Consider the following 17,254-nt stretch of genomic DNA (forward strand, 5'->3'; position numbering starts at 1 on the left):
CGTTCACTGTGGGAACACAGTTCATACCTGAGGCTGACGGCAACTCCCGCCAGGGCTGGGAGAGGTGATGCGCAGACGTCAGTCGGCGCGGGCCGGGAGCCGGAGCCGTACCTGGTAGCCGCCGTCGGCGGTCGGGCCGGACTCGAAGGTGCCGCCGAGGAGTTCGGCCCGCTCCCTGAGGCCGACCAGGCCCTGGTGCGAGCCGGGGAGAGGCAGCGAAGGGCGAGTGGGCGGCGTGTTCGTCACCGTCACGCCGAGCGCGGCACCGTCGTCGGCCTGCCACAGCCGTACGGTCGCGGCGGCACCCGGGGCGTGCTTGCGGACGTTGGTGAGGGCCTCCTGGACGGTGCGGTACAGGGCCCGCTGCGCAGGGGTGCCGATGTCCGGCGGGAGTTCACCGGTGAGGTTGGTGGTGATGCCGCTCGTCGCGACGAGCTCGTGGAGGTCGGCGAGTGTGGGCTGCGGGGTCAGCTCGGTGGCGTGGCCCCCGGAGGCGCGCAGCAGCGTGACCATCTGGCGCAGTTCGTCGAGGGTGCCGACGCTGAGGGAGCGGATGGTGCGGACGCCCTCCTTGACGTCCGGGTCCTTGGCGGCGACCTGGAGGGCTCCGGCCTGTACGGCGATCAGGCTGACCTGGTGGGAGACGACGTCGTGCATCTCGCGGGCGAGTTGGGCGCGCTCACGGGCCAGAACCGCCTGGGCGTGCAGCAGCCGCTCGTGTTCGCGGGCCTCCTCGATCTCGACGAGTTGGCGCGCCAAGTCCCGTCGTGCCTGGAGGAGTTGGCCCAGCAGGACGGGCGTCGCGGCGGTGGCCAGCGTGTAGAAGAAGTAGACCAGGGTCCAGGTCCGGTCGTGCGAGGAGAGTGCGTCGAGCGGCCAGGGGGCCGCGGAGGCGACGGCGAACAGCACGGCGCAGGTGATGAGGAGCCGTCGGTCGCGGCACCGCTCGGCCAGGGTGAACAGCGCCGCGAACGGCGCGAACACAATGTCCAGCATCAGGCTGGCCGGGAGCGTGAGCAGGAAAACGGCGAGCGGGAAGCGCCGGCGGACGGCCAGCGCCAGACAGGCGAGCGCGGCCATCGCCCGCTCGACGCCGCCCTCTTCCCCCAGACTGAACCAGACGTCGGCGGACGCGACGGCCACGATCACGGCGTCGATGACCGGATCCGGGACACGCGCCCACCACGGCCGAAGCCCGGTCATCGCTCCGACCCCGAGCGGGGCGCCTGGTCGAGCAGCCCGGCCCGCTGGGCGAGCAGCGCCGCCTGGACCCGGCTGCTGACCCGCAGCTTGGTGAGAATGGCGCTCACATGGTCCTTGACCGTGCCCGCGCTGAGGTGGATACGGGCGCCGATGTCGGCGTTGGACAGTCCCTCCGCGATCAGTACGAGCACCTCGCGCTCGCGTTCGGTCAGCAGGCGCACACGACCGGCCTCGACGTCGTCCGCCGCGGCGGCACCGGGGTGGTTCTGCCAGATGGCACGGGACGCCTTGGGCGACAGGACCACCCCGCCCGCGGCCAACGTCCTTACCAGGTGAGCGAGTTGTTCGGGCTCCGTGTCCTTGAGCAGGAACCCTGCCGCCCCCGTGCGCAGCGCGGTCAGGATGTACTCGTCGGCGTCGAACGTCGTCAGCATCGCCACCACCGGCGGTACCGGCAGCGCGCGCAGCTGCCGCAGCACGGTCAGCCCGTCGACGTCCGGCATCCGGATGTCGAGCAGCACGACGTCCGGCCGCTCCCGACGCACCGTGTCGACCGCCTCGGCGCCCTGCGTGGTGGCGACGACCTCGATGTCGTCCGCCGCGCCGAGGATCAGCTTGAAGCCGGACCGCACAAGGGCCTCGTCGTCCACCACCACTACCCGGATCACGCGTGTCCCGCCTCGTCGTCGTTGTGCTGCGCGTAGGTGTTGGGCCGCGCGCTCGGCCGATGCCGATCGTCGGCGCTGTCGCTCCGACGGTAGACCCGACCGTAGAGCGCCACGCGCGGCGGGAGACGGCCCGGCCGGGCACTCCCGCCACTCGGGGGGACGGGACCAGCCGACCGGGGGGTTCATGGGGTCCGGCTGGTGGGGTGGTTCCGGTGGCGTGACGGATGGCGGCGGCCGTGACCGGTCGGTTGTCGTGGAGGAGAGGTCAGCCCCGTCTCCCTCCCGCAGAGGCACCTCTCAGCCCCCGCACACCCCTCCCACCATCCCGAGGAACCGTCCATGCCTGTTCTCCCCGCCCTCCGCCATGGTGGCCGTGGCCTGCGCCGCGCGGTGGCCCAGCCGAACGTGCTGTTCGGAGGCGTGTACGGGGCTGTGCTGGCCGCGACGGCGGCTGGGGCGAGGGCGGATCGGCGGCGTCGGCGTGGTGGTCCGACACCTGGGGCTACCCCGGCGGTGACACCCCGTACGCCCTCCTGGTGGCCTCGCCGCACAGTGAGACGACCCTGTCGGTCGTGGCCAACACCGGTGTGGCCCTGGCGGTCCTGATTGCCTGTATCGCGGCCGTCGACTCCTTGCCGCGCTTCCACCGCATGGTCCGCCCGGTGATCGCGGTCGGCACGATGTCCCTGACCGCCTACGTCTTCCACGTGGTCGCCATTCGGCTCCTCGGCATCGAGGAACTGCCCGGATCCTCACCGCGCGTGCTGCTCGGTTTCATCGTCACGGTCACCGTGTTCGCCGTGGTGTGGTCCCGGTTCTTCCGCCGGGGACCCCTGGAGTGGCTGCTCGGCAAGGTCACCAAGGTCGCGGAGCTGGTCCGGTGAGCGGCCCGGCGGGAAGCGCCTCGGGGGCCGGCCCTGGAACGGGGCGACGATCGAGTCGGCCGACGTGCCCTCGCGTCATCTCCGCGAAGTCAGAATGCTGAGCGCGTTGGCGGCCACGATCGCGCCGATGCCCGCCCACTCCGGCGCCCCCAGCTCCTGGCCCAGACCGATCAGGCCGACCAGGGCCGCGAGGACGGGGTTGACGCTCATGAACAGTCCGAAGGCCCGGGCCGGGACGTGCCGCAGGGTGAACAGGTCCGCGAGGTACGGCACGGCGGAGGCGAGCACACCGGCGGCCACCGCGCAGGCGACGGCGCCGGCCGTGGGCGGATGCCGGAGGGCGACGACGACGCCGATCGGCAGGAACATCAGGGCGGAGAGGCAGGACGCGGCCGCCGCGCCCTGCGCTCCGGGGACACGTCGGCCGACGGTGCGGTTGAGCAGGATGTACGACGCCCAGCAGGCGGCGGCCAGCAGGCCCAGGGCCATCCCGAGGTAGTCGGTCGAGGGCTGCGGGCGCATCAGGGTGACGACGCCGGCCGCGGCGATCACCGCACAGCAGACGTCGACACGGCGGCGGGAGGTAGCCAGCGCGATGGCGAGCGGGCCGAGGAACTCCAGCGTCACCGCCAGGCCCAGCCCGACGCGGTCGATCGCGGAGTACAGGGAGAGGTTCATGGTGCCGAACACCAGCGCCAGCAGGGCGACCGGCCACCACTGACCCCACGTGAACGTACGCAGCCTCGGCCTGCCGACGGCCAGCAGAACCAGGGCGGCGACGTACTGGCGTACGGCGACGACGCCCACGGGGCCGAGGACGGGAAAGGCGAGGGAACCGATCGCGGCACCGGTCTGGGTGGACAGACCGCTGCCGATCATGGTGGCCACACCGGCGAGACGTCCGCGGACCGGCTCGGCGTCCACGGGCGAGGCCGCGGAGGCAGGTGCGGGGGCGGACGCGGGAGCAGGCGCTGACGCGGGGCGGGTGCGCATGCGCCCATCGTGGGACCGCTCCGTGCTTGCGCAAAATGCGTTGTCGAGCCCAGCTATACGCTTCGGTCATGGATGCTTCGGTCAACGCGTCGGTCGCGGGTGTGGAGCTGAGGCAGCTGCGCTGTCTCGTCGCGATCATCGACGAGGGCACCTTCACCGACGCCGCCATCGCCCTCGGCGTCTCCCAGGCGGCCGTCTCCCGCTCACTGGCCTCCCTCGAACGCGCCCTGGGCGTACGGCTGTTGCGGCGCACCTCCCGCGAGGTGACCCCGACCGGCACCGGGCTGCGGGTCCTGGCGCACGCCCGGCGCGTGCTCGGGGAGGTGGACGACCTGGTCCGGGAGGCCACCTCCGGGCACGCCCGGCTGCGGATGGGCTATGCCTGGGCGGCGCTCGGCCGGCACACCCCGGCCTTCCAGCGCCGCTGGGCCGCCGCGCACCCCGGGACCGATCTGCAGCTCGTGCGCGTCAACTCGGCCACCGCGGGGCTCGCGGAGGGCGCCTGCGACCTGTCAGTCGTACGCCGGCCGCTGGACGACCGGCGGTTCGACTCCGCCATCGTCGGGCTGGAGCGGCGGCTGTGCGCCGTGGCCGCCGACGACCCGCTGGCCCGGCGCCGCGCGGTGCGGCTGGCCGATCTCAGCGGCCGTACCCTCCTGGTCGACCGCCGCACCGGGACCACGACCACCGACCTGTGGCCGCCCGACGCGCGCCCGGCGACCGAGGAGACGCACGACGTCGACGACTGGCTCACGGTGATCGCCACCGGCCGCTGCGTCGGCGTGACCGCCGAGGCCACCGCCAACCAGTACCCGCGCCCCGGCGTCGTCTACCGACCGGTAAGGGACGCCGAACCCATCGCCGTCCGGCTGGCCTGGTGGCGCGACGACCCGCATCCCGCCGCACAGGCGGCGATCGAACTACTCACCGCGCTGTACCGGGGGGACTGACGCCGTCGTGTCCCGGGGATGCGCGCAGGCCTGCGGTGGCGTGTCATGAGAGGTGTGGCGACGAGCCCGGGAAACAAGGCGGGCCACAGCACGGGGCGGGAAGGGCCCCATCCACTTCTCGCGGATCCTGATTGCGCGGTGCACGGCCGTCAGCCGCTTCTCCGCGTCGTTACGGGTCCTTCCCGTCACCTCCAGCACACCACGCGCCGGGCGGATGCGCCAGGGCCGCTCGGCCCCGTTGCGGCCGGAGACGACGCCCGGAGGTGACAAGGCGGGCTCGGCGGGTACCCATGAGCGGATCCCGCAGGGCGTGGGAGAGCCGTCGAGCGGAGGTGAGGAGGCCGTGCGATTCGCGTTCCGTGACGTCGGCGCGCGCGGGCATCCCCTGGATGCCGTACGCCCGCGGTGCCGCCCCGCACCAGGCCCGGTCACCGTCCTGCCGCGGCGGAGGTGACCGATGCCCCGGCCCCGCAGCCCCGACACGTCCCGCGCCGCGCTCGCCCCCGTCCTGCGCGACGTACGCGCCGTCGTCTTCGACACCGACGGCGTGATCACCGACTCGGCCCGGGTGCACGCCGCCGCCTGGAAGGAGGCTTTCGACGCCTTCCTGCAGGCCCACCCGCCCGAGGACCCCGACCTGCGCCGCCCCTTCGACGAGCGGGACGACTACCTGCGCCACGTCGACGGAAAGTCCCGCCTCGACGGAGCAGAGGCCTTCCTGGCCGCGCGCGGCATCGAGACGTCGGCCGAGACGGTACGGGCCGTCGCCGCGGACAAGGAGCGCCTTTTCACGCGGCGGTTGCACGAGCACGGCGTCGACGCCTATCCGGGGACCGTACGGCTGGTGAAGGCACTGCGCGCCGCTGGAGTGCCCCGTGCCGCGGCCTCGGCCTCCCGGCACGCCGGTGAGCTGCTGGACCGGGCAGGGGTGCTCGACCTGTTCGACGCCCTGGTGGACGGCGGCGAGGCCGCCCGGCTGGACCTCCCGGGCAAACCGGAGCCCGATCTGTTCCTGGAAGCGGTCCGCCGGCTCGGCGTCCCCGCCGACCGGGCCGCCGTCGTCGAGGACGCCCTGGCCGGCGTGGAAGCGGGCCGGCGCGGCGGCTTCGCCCTGGTGGTCGGCGTGGACCGGGCCGCCGGCGCGGACACCGGGGCGCGGCTGTTGCGGCACGGCGCCGACATCGTCGTACACGACCTCGGAGAACTCTGCGCGGGAGGAGCGCCGAAGTGACGGACGACTGGAGCCCGGAGGCCGAAGCGACGGGTTGGAGCTGGGAGTACGAGGGCTACGAGCCCGCCGACGAACGCCTCCGGGAGTCGCTGTGCACGCTCGGCAACGGCTACTTCGCCACACGGGGCGTGCTGCCCGAGTGCGCCGCCGACGACATCCACTACCCGGGGACCTATGTGGCCGGCATCTACAACCGCCTCACCTCCAAGGTCGCCGGCCGCCGGGTGGAGAACGAGGACATGGTCAACGTCCCCAACTGGCTGCCCCTGCGCTTCCGTTTCCCCGACGGCCACTGGATCGCCCCCGACACCATGCCCGTGCTCGACCACCGGCAGGTGCTGCACATGTCCGTGGGGCTGCTGGAGCGCCGGACGCGGTACGACCTCGGCGGCGACCGGACTTTGACGGTCCGTCAGCTTCGGTTGGTGCACATGGGCGACCCCCATCTGGCCGCCCTGCGCACCGAGTTCACGGCCGACGGGTTCTCCGGACCGCTCGAGGTGGAGGCGGCCCTGGACGGCTCGGTCACCAACTCCGGCGTGCCGCGCTACCGGGACCTCGACGGCCGCCACCTCACCCACGTCCACACCGGCACCGCCGCCCCGGACACGGTCTGGCTGCGCTGCCGTACCCGCACCTCGGACACCCGGATCGGCATCGCGGCCCGGCTGACCGCTCAGGACGCGGCCGAGACACCCCTCACGATCCGTCATGAACGGCCGTACGCCATCCAGCGGTTGACGGTCCACATGGTGTCCGGCCACACCGTCACGCTCGACAAGACAGTGGCCCTGCACACTTCACGCGACCCTGCCATCAGCGACCCGCTGCACGCCGCCGTCGACCGGGTGGGCCGGGCCCCCGGATTCGACGCGCTGGCCGAGACGCATCGCACCGCCTGGGGTCAGCTCTGGCGGCGCGCCGAACTCGACGTCCCCGGCGAGTCGGGCCGCATCCTGCGGCTGCACCTCTTCCATGTCCTGCAGACCCTCTCCCCGCACACCGCCGACCTCGACGTCGGCGTACCCGCGAGGGGACTGCACGGCGAGGCCTACCGCGGCCATGTCTTCTGGGACGAGTTGTTCGTCCTGCCCTTTCTCAACCTGCACTTCCCGGAGGTCTCCCGCGCCCTGCTGCGCTACCGCCACCGACGCCTCGAGCAGGCCCGCACCAGCGCCGGGGCAGTGGGCCGCCGGGGCGCCATGTATCCGTGGCAGAGCGGCAGCGACGGGCGTGAGGAGACCCAGCAGCTCCATCTCAACCCGCGCTCGGGACGCTGGCTGCCCGACCACTCCCGGCTCCAGCACCACGTCGGCTCGGCGATCGCGTACAACGTGTGGCAGTACTGCGAGGCGAGCGGCGACACGGAGTTCCTGCACACCAAGGGCGCCGAGATGCTGTTGTACATCGCCCGCTTCTGGGCGGACAAGGCCGTCCACGACGACAGCCTCGGACGGCACCGCATCAAGGGCGTCGTCGGCCCCGACGAGTACCACGAGTCCTACCCGGACGCCGACACACCCGGCCTCGACGACAACGCGTACACCAACGTCACCGCCGCCTGGGTGCTCACCCGCACCATCGAGCTGCTCGGCATCCTCCCCGAGCCCCGCCGCCGTGAACTCCTCGAGCGCACCGGCCTGGACGGGGGCGAACTCGAACGGTGGGAGGACGTCTCGCGCACCCTCCACGTCCCCCTCCACGACGACGTGATCAGCCAGTTCGCGGGCTACGGCGACCTCGCCGAGCTCGACTGGAACGGCTACCGCCGGCAGTACGGCGACATCCGGCGGCTGGACCGGATCCTGGAGGCGGAGGGCGACACCGTCAACCGCTACCAGGCCTCCAAACAGGCCGACGTGCTGATGCTCGGCTACCTCTTCGCACCGGCCGAACTGGAGGGACTCTTCCGCCGGTTGGGGGTCCGGCTGGACGAGGACATGTGGCGGCGCACCGTCGACTACTACATGCACCGCACCAGCCACGGCTCCACCCTCAGCGGACTGGTCCACGGCTGGGTGCTGGCCCGGTGCCGGCGCAGCGAGGCGTGGAAGTTCTGCCAGGAGGCCCTCCAGGGCGACATCGCCGACGTCCAGGGCGGCACCACCGGCGAGGGCATCCACCTGGGCGCGATGGCCGGCACCCTCGACCTCGTCCAGCGCGGGCTGACCGGCCTGGAGACCCGGGGCGGCGCCCTACGGCTCGACCCCGTACCGCTGCCCGAGCTGTCCTCCTACGGGTTCTCTCTGCGCTATCAGGGCAACTGGGGCGTACGGCTGCGGCTGGAACGCGGACTGCTGGAGATCGCGGTCCCCTCCCACGACGTCTCACCGATCGAGGTACGGCTGCCGGGCCGCGAGGTGACCCTGCAGCCGGGGGAGACCGGGCGACTGGTCCTTTCCGACTGACCCTGTCGTGGGCCGGTGCGGGAGGCGGGCGACTGGGGGAGGCTGGGAGAGGCCGGGAGACAGCGGCCGACGGCCCGGCCCGGTACAGGCGCGGAGCGTTCCGGGCCCGGCGCGCAGGTGTCGTACGGCCCGCGGATCCCGCACGGAAAGGGGAGCGCGATGAACGGCCCGGTTGTCGTGGGGGTGGACGGTTCGCCTTCGAGTCTGGCGGCGGTGGAGGTCGCGGCGCGTGAAGCCGGGCTGCGGGGCGTGGGGCTCCGGCTGGTGCACGCCTTCGGCTGGCCGGCCGCGCACATTCCGCCCGGCGGGCGGTTGTGGGAACCGAGCGGCGGCGGGGTGCGCGAGCTGATCGACGGCACGCTCGCCAAGGCCGAGCGGCGCGCCCACGAGACGGCGCCGGACGTCGCGATCATGCGCGAGATCGTCGTCGGCGAACCGGTCATGGTGCTGGAGATCGAGTCGCGCACGGCGTCCCTGGCCGTGGTCGGGAGCCGGGGCCTGAGCCGGTTCGGCGCGCTGCTGCTCGGCTCCACCGCGGGTCATCTGGCCGCTCACGCCGCCTGCCCGGTGATCGTGGTGCGCGGCAGGCCGGATCCGACCGGGCCGGTGCTGCTCGCGGTCGACGACTCGCCCGCGGCCCGGGGCGCCGTCGAGTTCGCCTTCGCCGAGGCGGCCGCGCACGGCACGAACCTGGTGGCGCTGCACGCCTGGAGCACGCGGTCCGAGCGGGCCTACGACCAGCCGGCCGACCCGCCCTTCGTGACGTACGACGAGGACCGGCTGCGTGACGAGGAGGAGCGGGTGCTGGCCCAGGCGCTGGGCGGGCTGCGCGAGCGGTACCCCGATGTCGCCGTGGACCGCAGGCTGGTGCGCGGCCGGATCCGCCACACCCTCATCGAGGCCAGCGCCGACGCCGGGCTCGTCGTGGCCGGGGCGCGCGGCCGGGGCGGGTTCGCCGGGCTGCTCCTGGGCTCGGTGAGCCAGGCCCTGCTGCACCACGCGCACTGCCCGGTCGCCGTCGTCCGGTCCGGGCAGGAGTGAGAGCGGCGAGCCACGCGTACGCCCTGGCGGCGAGCCGCCCGTAGGCCGGGCTCAGAGGTTCGCCGCGTGGTCCGGGACGTAGTTCTGCAGATCGCGCGGCGGTCGCCGGTAGCCGGTCGACTCCGGCCGTTCGGGCAGGCCCAGGACCGGTGGGAGCACGTCCTCGTACGGCACGGAGTCCAGCAGGTGGGCGATCATGTTCAGCCGGGCCCGGCGCTTGTCGTCGCTCTCGACGACGTACCAGGGCGCCTCGGTGATGTCGGTGTGCACCATCATCTCGTCCTTGGCCCGGGAGTACTCCTCCCAACGGGTGATCGACTCCAGGTCCATCGAGGACAGCTTCCAGCGCCGCAGCGGGTCCTCGAGGCGGCGGCGGAAGCGTTCCTGCTGCTCTTCGTCGCTCACCGAGAACCAGTACTTGCGCAACAGGATCCCGGCTTCCACCAGCATTCGCTCGAAGATGGGGCAGTGGCGCAGGAAGAGCTGGTACTCCTCCTTGGTGCAGAAGCCCATGACGTGCTCGACGCCGGCCCGGTTGTACCAGCTGCGGTCGAACAGCACGATCTCCCCGGCGGCCGGCAGATGCCCGACGTACCGCTGGAAGTACCACTGTGTGCGCTCGCGCTCGGTCGGCTTGGGAAGCGCCGCGATCCGCGCCACCCGCGGGTTGAGGTGCTCCGTGACCCGCTTGATGGTCCCGCCCTTGCCCGCCGCGTCCCGCCCCTCGAACACCACCACCAGCCGGGCGCCTTCCGCCCGCACCCACTCCTGGAGTTTCACCAACTCCGACTGCAGGCGCAGCAGTTCCCTCTCGTACGTCTTCCGAGACACCTTCTCCGTCTTGTCGCCGGCCATGAAAGCACCGTACTGACCGACGGCGAGCAGCGCACTCCGGCGGCCGGACCGTGCGAACGTACTCTGCGTGGGAACCCACCCCGGCGCACCGAACCGGTGAGGCAGGAAACCGATGGACTCGCCCACAGGACCGAAAGACGACACGACCAGTCCGCACATCCACGTCGAGAGGAAGCTGCCCGGTTCCGACGCACGCGCGCGTGATCTCCTGGCCGCCACGTTCGGCGTGGTCGGCGACCTGCCGGAAAGGGTCGCCACCGGCTGTGGGCTGCGGGTGCCGTACGCCATGACCTCACCGCGGCCCGAGAACGTGACCTGCCTGGCCTGCCGCGAGCACGCCCACGCCCAGCACCTGCGCTTCGCCGAGGAGATCGAACGGCTCGGCGCCATGCCGGGCGCCGTCGTCACCACGGACCGGGCGGGCCAGGTGGCGGAGCATCATCGCGACCTCGCGCGGAGGTTCGCCGGCGACGACGGCAGCCCCTGACGGGCCGCCGCACCCCTGTGCCTCAGCCGCTGCCCTGTACTCCGGTCGCCCGCCCTGTGCCCCGGATCGCGGGACCGACGCCGCCGCGCGGGCGTCAGTGCGTGCCCGGGCCCCCGCCGCCGAACGACCCGCTGCCGCCCTCGCTCCAACGTCGCCGTTCCTGCGACGGGCTGGGACGAGACGGGATGTTGCCGTGGCCGGGCATCTCGTGCGGGGTCAGCCGGTGGTCGCTCCGGGGCACCTCGTCGGGTTCCCGGTGCTCCCGGACCTCCTGGACCGGGCCGTCCTCGGGCGGCCGGGGCTGTTCCTCGGGGCGCGGGGGCGGCGGCTCCCGGCGCCTGATCCGGGCGCCCAGCACGAAGGCGCCGATGAGCAGCGCCACGACGGCCAGCCCGGCGACGAGCAGGCCGATGCCGAGCGCGCCGTTCGCGGCGATGTCGGTGGAGGCGATGTCCGTGGATGCGATCGATGCGATGGTCATGGGCCGCGAGTACCCGTGGCGTCCCGTGTGAACCCGCACCGGGTTTGGCGTGCCCCGGACCGGCTACCCGACCGGCGTGACACAGACAACGTCCCAGCAACAGCTCGTCCAGTTCCTGGAGGACCGATTCGCGTGCGCTCAGGCCTGCACCGAGTGCGCCCGGGCCTGTGCCCTGCGCGCGAGCCTGGTGGATCCGGACGGGGCCGAGGAGCAGGAACTCCTGCGCCGCAAGGGCATCATGTGCGCCGAGGTGTGTGACGCGACCTGCCGGGTGCTGGCCGAGGAGAACCAGCTGGACGAGACCGCCCTGCGCGTCCAACTGGAGTGGACCCGGACGGTGAGCCTGGAGTGCGCCCATGTCTTCGACCGGCACCCGGACGCCGAGGACGCCGCGCAGGCGTGCCGGGACTGCGCACGGGCCTGCACGGACTTCATGGCCACGCTCGGCTGACGGGTGCGCGGCAGGGACGCGACAGTTCCGTCGCAGGATCCCGCCGCTCCGAGCCATTCCCGGCCTCGCCATTCCCAATTTCTGAAACACGTTCTACCGTGTGCGCCGTCAGGACCGGCCTTGGGAGCCTGGAGGCGCCGTGCATCTCGAATACACGCCCGAGCAGCAGCGGCTGCGCAGCGAACTGCGCGACTACTTCGCCGAGTTGGCGCCGGACCTCGCGCACACCCGCTTCACCGACCCGGCGGCCCAGAAGCGCCACTACCGCAAGACGATCCGACGGCTCGGCGCGGACGGCTGGCTCGGCGTCGGCTGGCCCAAGGAGTACGGCGGACGCGGACTGACCGCGATGGAACAGTTCATCTTCTTCGACGAGGCGGCCCAGGCGGGCGTACCGCTGCCGCTCATGGCGCTCAACACCGTCGGCCCGACGATCATGCGGTACGGCACGGACGAACAGAAGGCGTACTTCCTGCCGAAGATCCTCTCCGGCGAGATCGACTTCGCGATCGGCTACAGCGAGCCCGACGCCGGCACGGACCTGGCCTCGCTCAGGACGCGAGCCGTGCGCGACGGCGACGAGTACGTCGTCAACGGGCAGAAGATCTGGACGACCAACGGCGACACGGCCGACTGGGTCTGGCTGGCCGTCCGCACCGACCCGGCCGCCCCGCCGCACAAGGGCATCACGATGCTCCTCGTCCCGACGACCGACCCCGGCTACTCCTGCACCCTCATCAACACCCTCGCCTCGCACGACACCACGGCCAGCTACTACGAGAACATCCGCGTCCCGGTCAGCCGCCGTGTCGGCGGGGAGAACCAGGGCTGGCGCCTGATCACCAACCAGCTCAACCACGAGCGCGTCACGCTCGCCGCCCACGGCACCATGGCCATCCGCGCCCTGCACGACGTCCAGCGCTGGGCCATGGAGACCAAGCTCGCCGACGGCCGCCGGGTCATCGACCTGCCCTGGGTGCGCCGCCGCCTCGCCCAGACCCACACCAAGCTCGACGCCCTCAAGCTCCTGAACTGGAAGATGGTCAGCGCCGTCCAGGAGGGCACGCTCACCCCGCAGGACGCCTCCGCCGTCAAGGTCTACGGCTCCGAGGCGCGCCGCGACGCGTACGCCTGGCTGATGGAGATCGTCGCCGTACCGGGGGCGCTCAAGGAGGGCTCGGCGGGGGCGGTGCTGCACGGTGAGCTGGAGCGGGGCTACCGCTCGGCGGTGATCTTCACCTTCGGTGGCGGCAACAACGAGATCCAGCGGGAGATCATCTCGTGGATCGGTCTGGGGATGCCGAGGGTACGGCGTTAGCCTGCGTGTGACGAAGCTTTTTAGTTGGCACAAAAGCGGGATAGTTGGCACTGAGCTCAAGGTTCGGCGGTGGCGGTGTAGATCCCTCAGTGAAGATGCTGACTGGGCTTTGAACTGCTGTTATGTCGGGGCGAGGCTGCAGTGTTTGAGGAACGGATGGCCGTTTCCTCCGGGGCTGCGACGGCTATGTCGAGCGGAAGCTCCGTGCCTTGGTCGCAGGTTTTCATCACATGCGTCGCGTAGGGGTTCAGACGTCGACAGCGGCCGCGCAAGAGTCGACGAGGTGTGTGTAGCGGACCGTGGTGCCCGACCGCCGGAGAGGCCCCGGCATCGGACGCCGTTCAGTCCTGCTGCCGATTGTTCTTGCCCGCCTGGTCGCTGACCCACGAGAGCCCGCCGAGGTCGAGGCGTTGGCGGGTTCGGGTCACGGCGACGTATGCCAGGCGGGCCTCGCTCTTGTTGATCGTGGGCGTGGTCGAGTGGGTATTGGCGGGTTTGGCTTCTTCGGCAGACGGGGGTTCGAAGTCGTTGCCGATCCTCACCGAGGCCCATTCCCTCCCCTTGCCTTGTGCGCGGTCGACACCGTCACCTGGGCGGCGTCCTCGGGCACGAGGCGGGCGACGGCTGCCAGGATGGCGTCGGGACCGTGGGTGTCCACGAGGTCGACGAAGGGTCGCGGATCGCGGCCGTTGGGGTCGGACGCGGCGTATTCCTGCAGGTCGTGCCAGGTGGTGAAGAGCAGTAGTTCGGGGTGGTGGGTTCGGCGGCCCTGTTTGAGGTCTCGCGCGGCCGAGGCCAGGGCCTGAAGCCCCTGGCCGCCTCCCGCGAGGGCCACTCGGTAACCGGCTGACATCAACTGCACTACCTGGGCCATGGCGCCGACATTCGTGCGGCACAGCACCGCGTCCGGGCGAATGACGGGGCCGAGTTCGGTAGCGATGGTGTCGGTGCCTGTCAGGCACAGGGGAGCGTCGGCGAGCGCGAGCCAACGGTTGGCTTCGGTGGCCGAAGCGGAAGGACTGGGTGAGGGTGAGGCGGGTGCCGTCGAAGCCGGTCATGAGGTCCCTGGCGCCGCGCCAGTGGAAGGGCTGCCGTCCCGGCGATGCGAGGAAGGGAGGTCGACGCGGGCGAACGTGACGGCCTGACCACCAGTGATCGCGAGGAGCTGGCCGCGCTGCGGCGGGAGAACCGCCGACTGCGCGAGGACGTGGAGGTCCTCGGGCGGGCGACGGCTTTCTTCGCGTCAATGTCAGGCTGTTGGCGATCGGCGGGTGGGCACGGGCCGAAACCGCCCTTGGTGGTTGGTCCTTGATGTGCCGCTCTCTGGTGGCAGGATCCTGTCGACCGGTGGGCTGGCTCGTTTCTTCGCTGCCCCGCCGAATACGAGACCGCACCCCCAGCCTGACCACCACACCAATGGTGTCCGTCAAAACGGAACAAGCTCACCGGGAGCTTGTGTCCGCTTTGACGGACACATCGGTGGGGTGGTCAGTTGCCGAGGCAGCCGGGTCCGCGCTTGAGGCGCTCTCGGCCTTCTTCGGGTGGTGGGGCAGCAGTGCCACCGCCAGGGCGGGGACGGCGGCGAGGATGAGCCATGGGACGGCGGCCGGGAGGTCGAGGTCGAGCAGGGAGCCGGTGACTGAGCTGCCGATGAGGACGACCAGGCCGGAGACGGAGGACAGCGCGCCGGTGTAGAGGCCGATGCGGCCGTCCTCGGCGAGGTCGGGCACCCAGGCACGGGCGGCGGGGACGACCAGCATCTGTCCGAGGGTGAGCAGGACGACGTACCCGGCGGCGGGCAGCAACCCCGCCACACCCGTCCAGCCGGCGGGCAGGGCGGCGGCCACGACCCCGAAACCGGCCGCGATGAGCAGCAGCCCGGCGATCATTGAGCGGCGCAGGCCGAGCCGGTCGCCTGCCGAGCGCGTGAGGGGCAGTTGGGCGCAGACGACCAGCAGGGAGGACAGGGCGAACAGCCAGGACAGGGCCGCCTGGGAGCCGGTCGCGCGCCGCACCTCGTCCGGCAGGGCGAGGTAGAGCTGGTTGTAGGCGAGCAGGTAGGTGCCGTAGGCGCAGCACAGGGCGAGGAAGCTGCGGTTGCGCAGCAGTGCGCGCGTGCCGCCCTGCTGTCGGGTGCGTACTCGGCCGGGGATGTGCTGCGGCATCAGCCATACGTGCCCGGCCAGAATGAGGACGAAAACGGCGGCTCCGGCGAGGCAGGTGGTGCGGAAGTCCACGGCGAGCAGCAGGGCGCCGAGCAGCGGGCCGATGAAGGCACCGGCCTGTCCGGCCGCGCTCAGCAGAGCCAGCACCCGAGTGCGTGAACCGTGGCCCTCCTCCTCCCTGATCACCGCCTGCCGGGCCACTTCGGACTCCACCGCCGGTGAGAACAGCGCGGCGGCGAAGCCGATGAGGAGCAACCGCGCCGATCACCGTCCAGGTCTGCTCCGCGTACCCCAGCCCGGCGAATCCGGCGACCCGCAGCACGCAGCCGGCCAGCACGATCGGGCGTACGCCGTAGCGGTCGACGAGTGCGCCGCCGATTACGAAGAGGCCCTGCTGGCTGAAGGTGCGCAGCCCCAGGACGAAGCCGACCATCCATCCCGCCATGCCGAGCGCGGTGCCGAGGTGCTCGGCGAGGAACGGCAGAACGGCGAAGAAGCCGATACCAGAGGTGAGTTGGGTAAGGATCAGCAGCCGTAGCAGCGGTGACAGATGCTTCCAGGTCCGCTCGCGTGAAGGCTTGGTCGTCCGGACGGTTCGGCGGGTCAGGGCGCGGGAGATGAGATCGGGCATGGTGGTGTCCGTCAGTTCCTGGGTGTGTGAGTACGGGCGTACGCGGTCGTTCCGACACCGTCTGCGCTGTCCCGCTGGGATGGTCCGTGTGTGCTCCGGGGTGGGCCGACGCCCGCCGCCTCAGCCGCGGGATGCGTACTCCACCGGCCGCCGTGACCGCGAGCGCCCAGAGCAGGGCCCAGGACGGCGGCCGGGGCGAGGACGGCCCAGAGGGCGCGTTCGGCATACGGCTGGTTCTCGGCACCGTTGCGGGACATCAGGAGTTGAGTCCTGCAACGACCGTCAGCCGGATGGCGATACCGAGGCCACTGCGCCGAGGCGGCAGGAGTGGGCGGTTACCTGGTCCTGAACCGGCCCGGACGCACGAAGTCCAGGCCTTCGATGGTCTGCTTGCCGAGCGCCTCGTGTGCGGCGATGTGGCCGTAGCCGGTCGCCATTTTGAAGCCCTTGCCGGAGAATCCGGTGGCGCAGTAGATGCTGCTGTTCTGATCCAGCCAGCCGATGAGAGGATGCCTGTCCTGGGTGAAGAGGTCGGGGAAGGCGTCGGCGCGCGCGATGGTTGGGATCAGGCCGGGGAAGAATTCGGTGACGATCTCGGTGGCCTTTTCGATTTCTTCCCGGGTGAGTTCTCTGGGTACGGAGTCCGGGTCGGGGGTTGCCCTTGCGCGGCCGTCCAGTGGTCCGTCCACCGATGCCTTGACCGTCACGCCGTCGACGGCGGGTGCGCCGTACATGGAGCGATCCTCGTACCACCGGCTGAAGGCGGGGAAGTTCTCCGGCGAGAACTGCGTGCCGTCCTGGGCGATGAACCAGGTCAGGACGATCCGATGGGTTTCCGTGACGGCCTTGAGGTGGTCGGGCATGAGCCTTCGGGACCAGCCGCCCGAGGCGACGATGACCTTCTCGAACGTCCAGGTTCTGTCGCCCGAGGTGACGACCACGCCATGGTCGGTTTCGGTGATGCTGTCCACGGGTGTGTTCTGCAGGACGGTGGCACCGTTGGCCTGGGCCGCCGCGACGGCAGCGCTGACGGCGCGGTCGGTGCGCAGAACGCCGCCGTGGGGGTCATAGACGGCGCAGTCGTCGGGGCGGAGATTGTGCTGCGGGTAGCGTTCGGCCAACTCCTCCCGGCTGAGGACGTAGTGCTCGGCTCCGGTGATGCGCGTTGCCTCGAGGAGGCTGTTGATGTAGCTGCCGTTCGCTGTCCCGATGGACAGGCCCCCGGTAGGCGTGAGGATGTCCTGCTGCCCGGTTTCGGCTTCGAGCTCGGCCCAGAGGCTGCGGGAGCGTTCGATGATGGGGTAGTACTCGGCCCTCCCGAGGTAGATCATGCGGAACAGGCGGGTGTCCCCGCCCACGGCACTGCGGCCGTGGGCGGGGGTGGCTGCCTCGAAGCCCACCACCGAGTCGGACAGTCGGGAGGCCTGCCACAGGGCCATGCTCCCGATGCTGCCCAGGCCGATGACTGCGAGTTTTGCGTCCATGAGA

14 protein-coding genes and 2 pseudogenes are annotated in these 17,254 nt (G+C 71.5%); 8 read left to right on the plus strand and 8 right to left on the minus strand.

All coding sequences use genetic code 11. The features are described from left to right. Positions 1–78 precede the first annotated feature (78 nt). Together ABD932_RS19480 and ABD932_RS19485 are read right to left on the minus strand one after the other, a co-directional pair. Complete coding sequence (locus ABD932_RS19480) at positions 79–1,203, minus strand: sensor histidine kinase (protein ID WP_345014347.1); 1,125 nt, start codon at positions 1,201–1,203, stop codon at positions 79–81. Beyond that, the gene (locus ABD932_RS19485; RefSeq protein WP_345014349.1) at positions 1,200–1,871 is read right to left on the minus strand and encodes a response regulator; all 672 of its coding nucleotides are present in this window, start codon (positions 1,869–1,871) and stop codon (positions 1,200–1,202) included. The genes ABD932_RS19480 and ABD932_RS19485 overlap by 4 nt, the downstream gene beginning before the upstream one ends. 536 nt (positions 1,872–2,407) lie before the next feature. Between ABD932_RS19485 and ABD932_RS19490 the strand changes: the two genes are divergently transcribed. Further along, positions 2,408–2,755, plus strand: coding sequence for a DUF418 domain-containing protein (locus ABD932_RS19490; protein WP_345014351.1), 348 nt, complete (start codon positions 2,408–2,410; stop codon positions 2,753–2,755). Positions 2,756–2,830: 75 nt separating this feature from the next. Here the strand turns inward: ABD932_RS19490 and ABD932_RS19495 are convergent, their stop codons facing one another. Then, complete coding sequence (locus ABD932_RS19495) at positions 2,831–3,748, minus strand: EamA family transporter (RefSeq protein WP_345014353.1); 918 nt, start codon at positions 3,746–3,748, stop codon at positions 2,831–2,833. A gap of 68 nt (positions 3,749–3,816) precedes the next feature. Here ABD932_RS19495 and ABD932_RS19500 point away from each other — a divergent pair, with 68 nt between their 5' ends. The 4 genes from ABD932_RS19500 to ABD932_RS19515 all read left to right on the plus strand — a co-directional run bounded on the left by ABD932_RS19500 (position 3,817) and on the right by ABD932_RS19515 (position 9,378). Next, positions 3,817–4,698, plus strand: coding sequence for a LysR family transcriptional regulator (locus ABD932_RS19500; protein WP_345014355.1), 882 nt, complete (start codon positions 3,817–3,819; stop codon positions 4,696–4,698). 457 nt (positions 4,699–5,155) lie between these two features. Continuing rightward, positions 5,156–5,929 carry an HAD family hydrolase gene (locus ABD932_RS19505; RefSeq protein WP_345014357.1) on the plus strand — a complete coding sequence of 258 codons (774 nt, stop codon included), beginning with the start codon at positions 5,156–5,158 and terminating at the stop codon, positions 5,927–5,929. Beyond that, complete coding sequence (locus ABD932_RS19510; protein ID WP_345014359.1) at positions 5,926–8,337, plus strand: glycoside hydrolase family 65 protein; 2,412 nt, start codon at positions 5,926–5,928, stop codon at positions 8,335–8,337. The genes ABD932_RS19505 and ABD932_RS19510 overlap by 4 nt, the downstream gene beginning before the upstream one ends. Before the next feature lie 159 nt (positions 8,338–8,496). Continuing rightward, positions 8,497–9,378 (plus strand): universal stress protein, encoded by an 882-nt coding sequence (locus ABD932_RS19515; protein WP_345014361.1) that lies wholly within the window; start codon positions 8,497–8,499, stop codon positions 9,376–9,378. A gap of 51 nt (positions 9,379–9,429) precedes the next feature. On the opposite strand, the gene ppk2 is transcribed toward ABD932_RS19515, so the two are convergent. After that, positions 9,430–10,233 carry a polyphosphate kinase 2 gene (ppk2, locus tag ABD932_RS19520; protein ID WP_345014363.1) on the minus strand — a complete coding sequence of 268 codons (804 nt, stop codon included), beginning with the start codon at positions 10,231–10,233 and terminating at the stop codon, positions 9,430–9,432. 112 nt (positions 10,234–10,345) lie between these two features. Between ppk2 and ABD932_RS19525 the strand changes: the two genes are divergently transcribed. Further along, positions 10,346–10,720 (plus strand): hypothetical protein, encoded by a 375-nt coding sequence (locus tag ABD932_RS19525; RefSeq protein WP_345014365.1) that lies wholly within the window; start codon positions 10,346–10,348, stop codon positions 10,718–10,720. A 94-nt stretch (positions 10,721–10,814) separates the two neighbouring features. Here ABD932_RS19525 and ABD932_RS19530 read toward each other — a convergent pair whose 3' ends face one another. Beyond that, a complete protein-coding gene (locus ABD932_RS19530; protein WP_345014367.1) occupies positions 10,815–11,201 on the minus strand; it encodes a DUF6479 family protein in 387 nt (128 codons plus the stop codon). A 76-nt stretch (positions 11,202–11,277) separates the two neighbouring features. On the opposite strand from ABD932_RS19530, the gene ABD932_RS19535 reads away from it, so the two are divergent. Beyond that, the gene (locus ABD932_RS19535) at positions 11,278–11,652 is read left to right on the plus strand and encodes a four-helix bundle copper-binding protein (RefSeq protein WP_345014369.1); all 375 of its coding nucleotides are present in this window, start codon (positions 11,278–11,280) and stop codon (positions 11,650–11,652) included. 139 nt (positions 11,653–11,791) lie between these two features. Then, complete coding sequence (locus ABD932_RS19540; protein ID WP_345014371.1) at positions 11,792–12,970, plus strand: acyl-CoA dehydrogenase family protein; 1,179 nt, start codon at positions 11,792–11,794, stop codon at positions 12,968–12,970. 341 nt (positions 12,971–13,311) lie between these two features. Here the strand turns inward: ABD932_RS19540 and ABD932_RS19545 are convergent. The 3 genes and pseudogenes from ABD932_RS19545 to solA all read right to left on the minus strand — a co-directional run. After that, a pseudogene (locus tag ABD932_RS19545) lies at positions 13,312–14,055 on the minus strand (3'-5' exonuclease); the annotation flags it as partial. Positions 14,056–14,412: 357 nt separating this feature from the next. Next, positions 14,413–15,766 (minus strand): annotated as a pseudogene (locus tag ABD932_RS19550) (MDR family MFS transporter). A gap of 335 nt (positions 15,767–16,101) precedes the next feature. Then, positions 16,102–17,250 (minus strand): N-methyl-L-tryptophan oxidase, encoded by a 1,149-nt coding sequence (solA, locus tag ABD932_RS19555; protein ID WP_345014373.1) that lies wholly within the window; start codon positions 17,248–17,250, stop codon positions 16,102–16,104. Between the last annotated feature and the right edge of the window lie 4 nt (positions 17,251–17,254).

It is taken from the genome of Streptomyces shaanxiensis (assembly GCF_039537145.1).
GTDB lineage: Bacteria > Actinomycetota > Actinomycetes > Streptomycetales > Streptomycetaceae > Streptomyces > Streptomyces shaanxiensis.

Excerpts from the sequence above, each read along its gene's own strand:
- ppk2 (WP_345014363.1), bottom strand. The coding sequence starts at position 10,233 with ATGGCCGGCGACAAGACGGAGAAGGTGTCTCGGAAGACGTACGAGAGG.
- solA (WP_345014373.1), bottom strand. The coding sequence starts at position 17,250 with ATGGACGCAAAACTCGCAGTCATCGGCCTGGGCAGCATCGGGAGCATG.
- ABD932_RS19530 (WP_345014367.1), bottom strand. The coding sequence starts at position 11,201 with ATGACCATCGCATCGATCGCATCCACGGACATCGCCTCCACCGACATC.
- ABD932_RS19500 (WP_345014355.1), top strand. The coding sequence starts at position 3,817 with ATGGATGCTTCGGTCAACGCGTCGGTCGCGGGTGTGGAGCTGAGGCAG.
- ABD932_RS19495 (WP_345014353.1), bottom strand. The coding sequence starts at position 3,748 with ATGCGCACCCGCCCCGCGTCAGCGCCTGCTCCCGCGTCCGCCCCCGCA.
- ABD932_RS19515 (WP_345014361.1), top strand. The coding sequence starts at position 8,497 with ATGAACGGCCCGGTTGTCGTGGGGGTGGACGGTTCGCCTTCGAGTCTG.
- ABD932_RS19505 (WP_345014357.1), top strand. The coding sequence starts at position 5,156 with ATGCCCCGGCCCCGCAGCCCCGACACGTCCCGCGCCGCGCTCGCCCCC.
- ABD932_RS19480 (WP_345014347.1), bottom strand. The coding sequence starts at position 1,203 with ATGACCGGGCTTCGGCCGTGGTGGGCGCGTGTCCCGGATCCGGTCATC.
- ABD932_RS19525 (WP_345014365.1), top strand. The coding sequence starts at position 10,346 with ATGGACTCGCCCACAGGACCGAAAGACGACACGACCAGTCCGCACATC.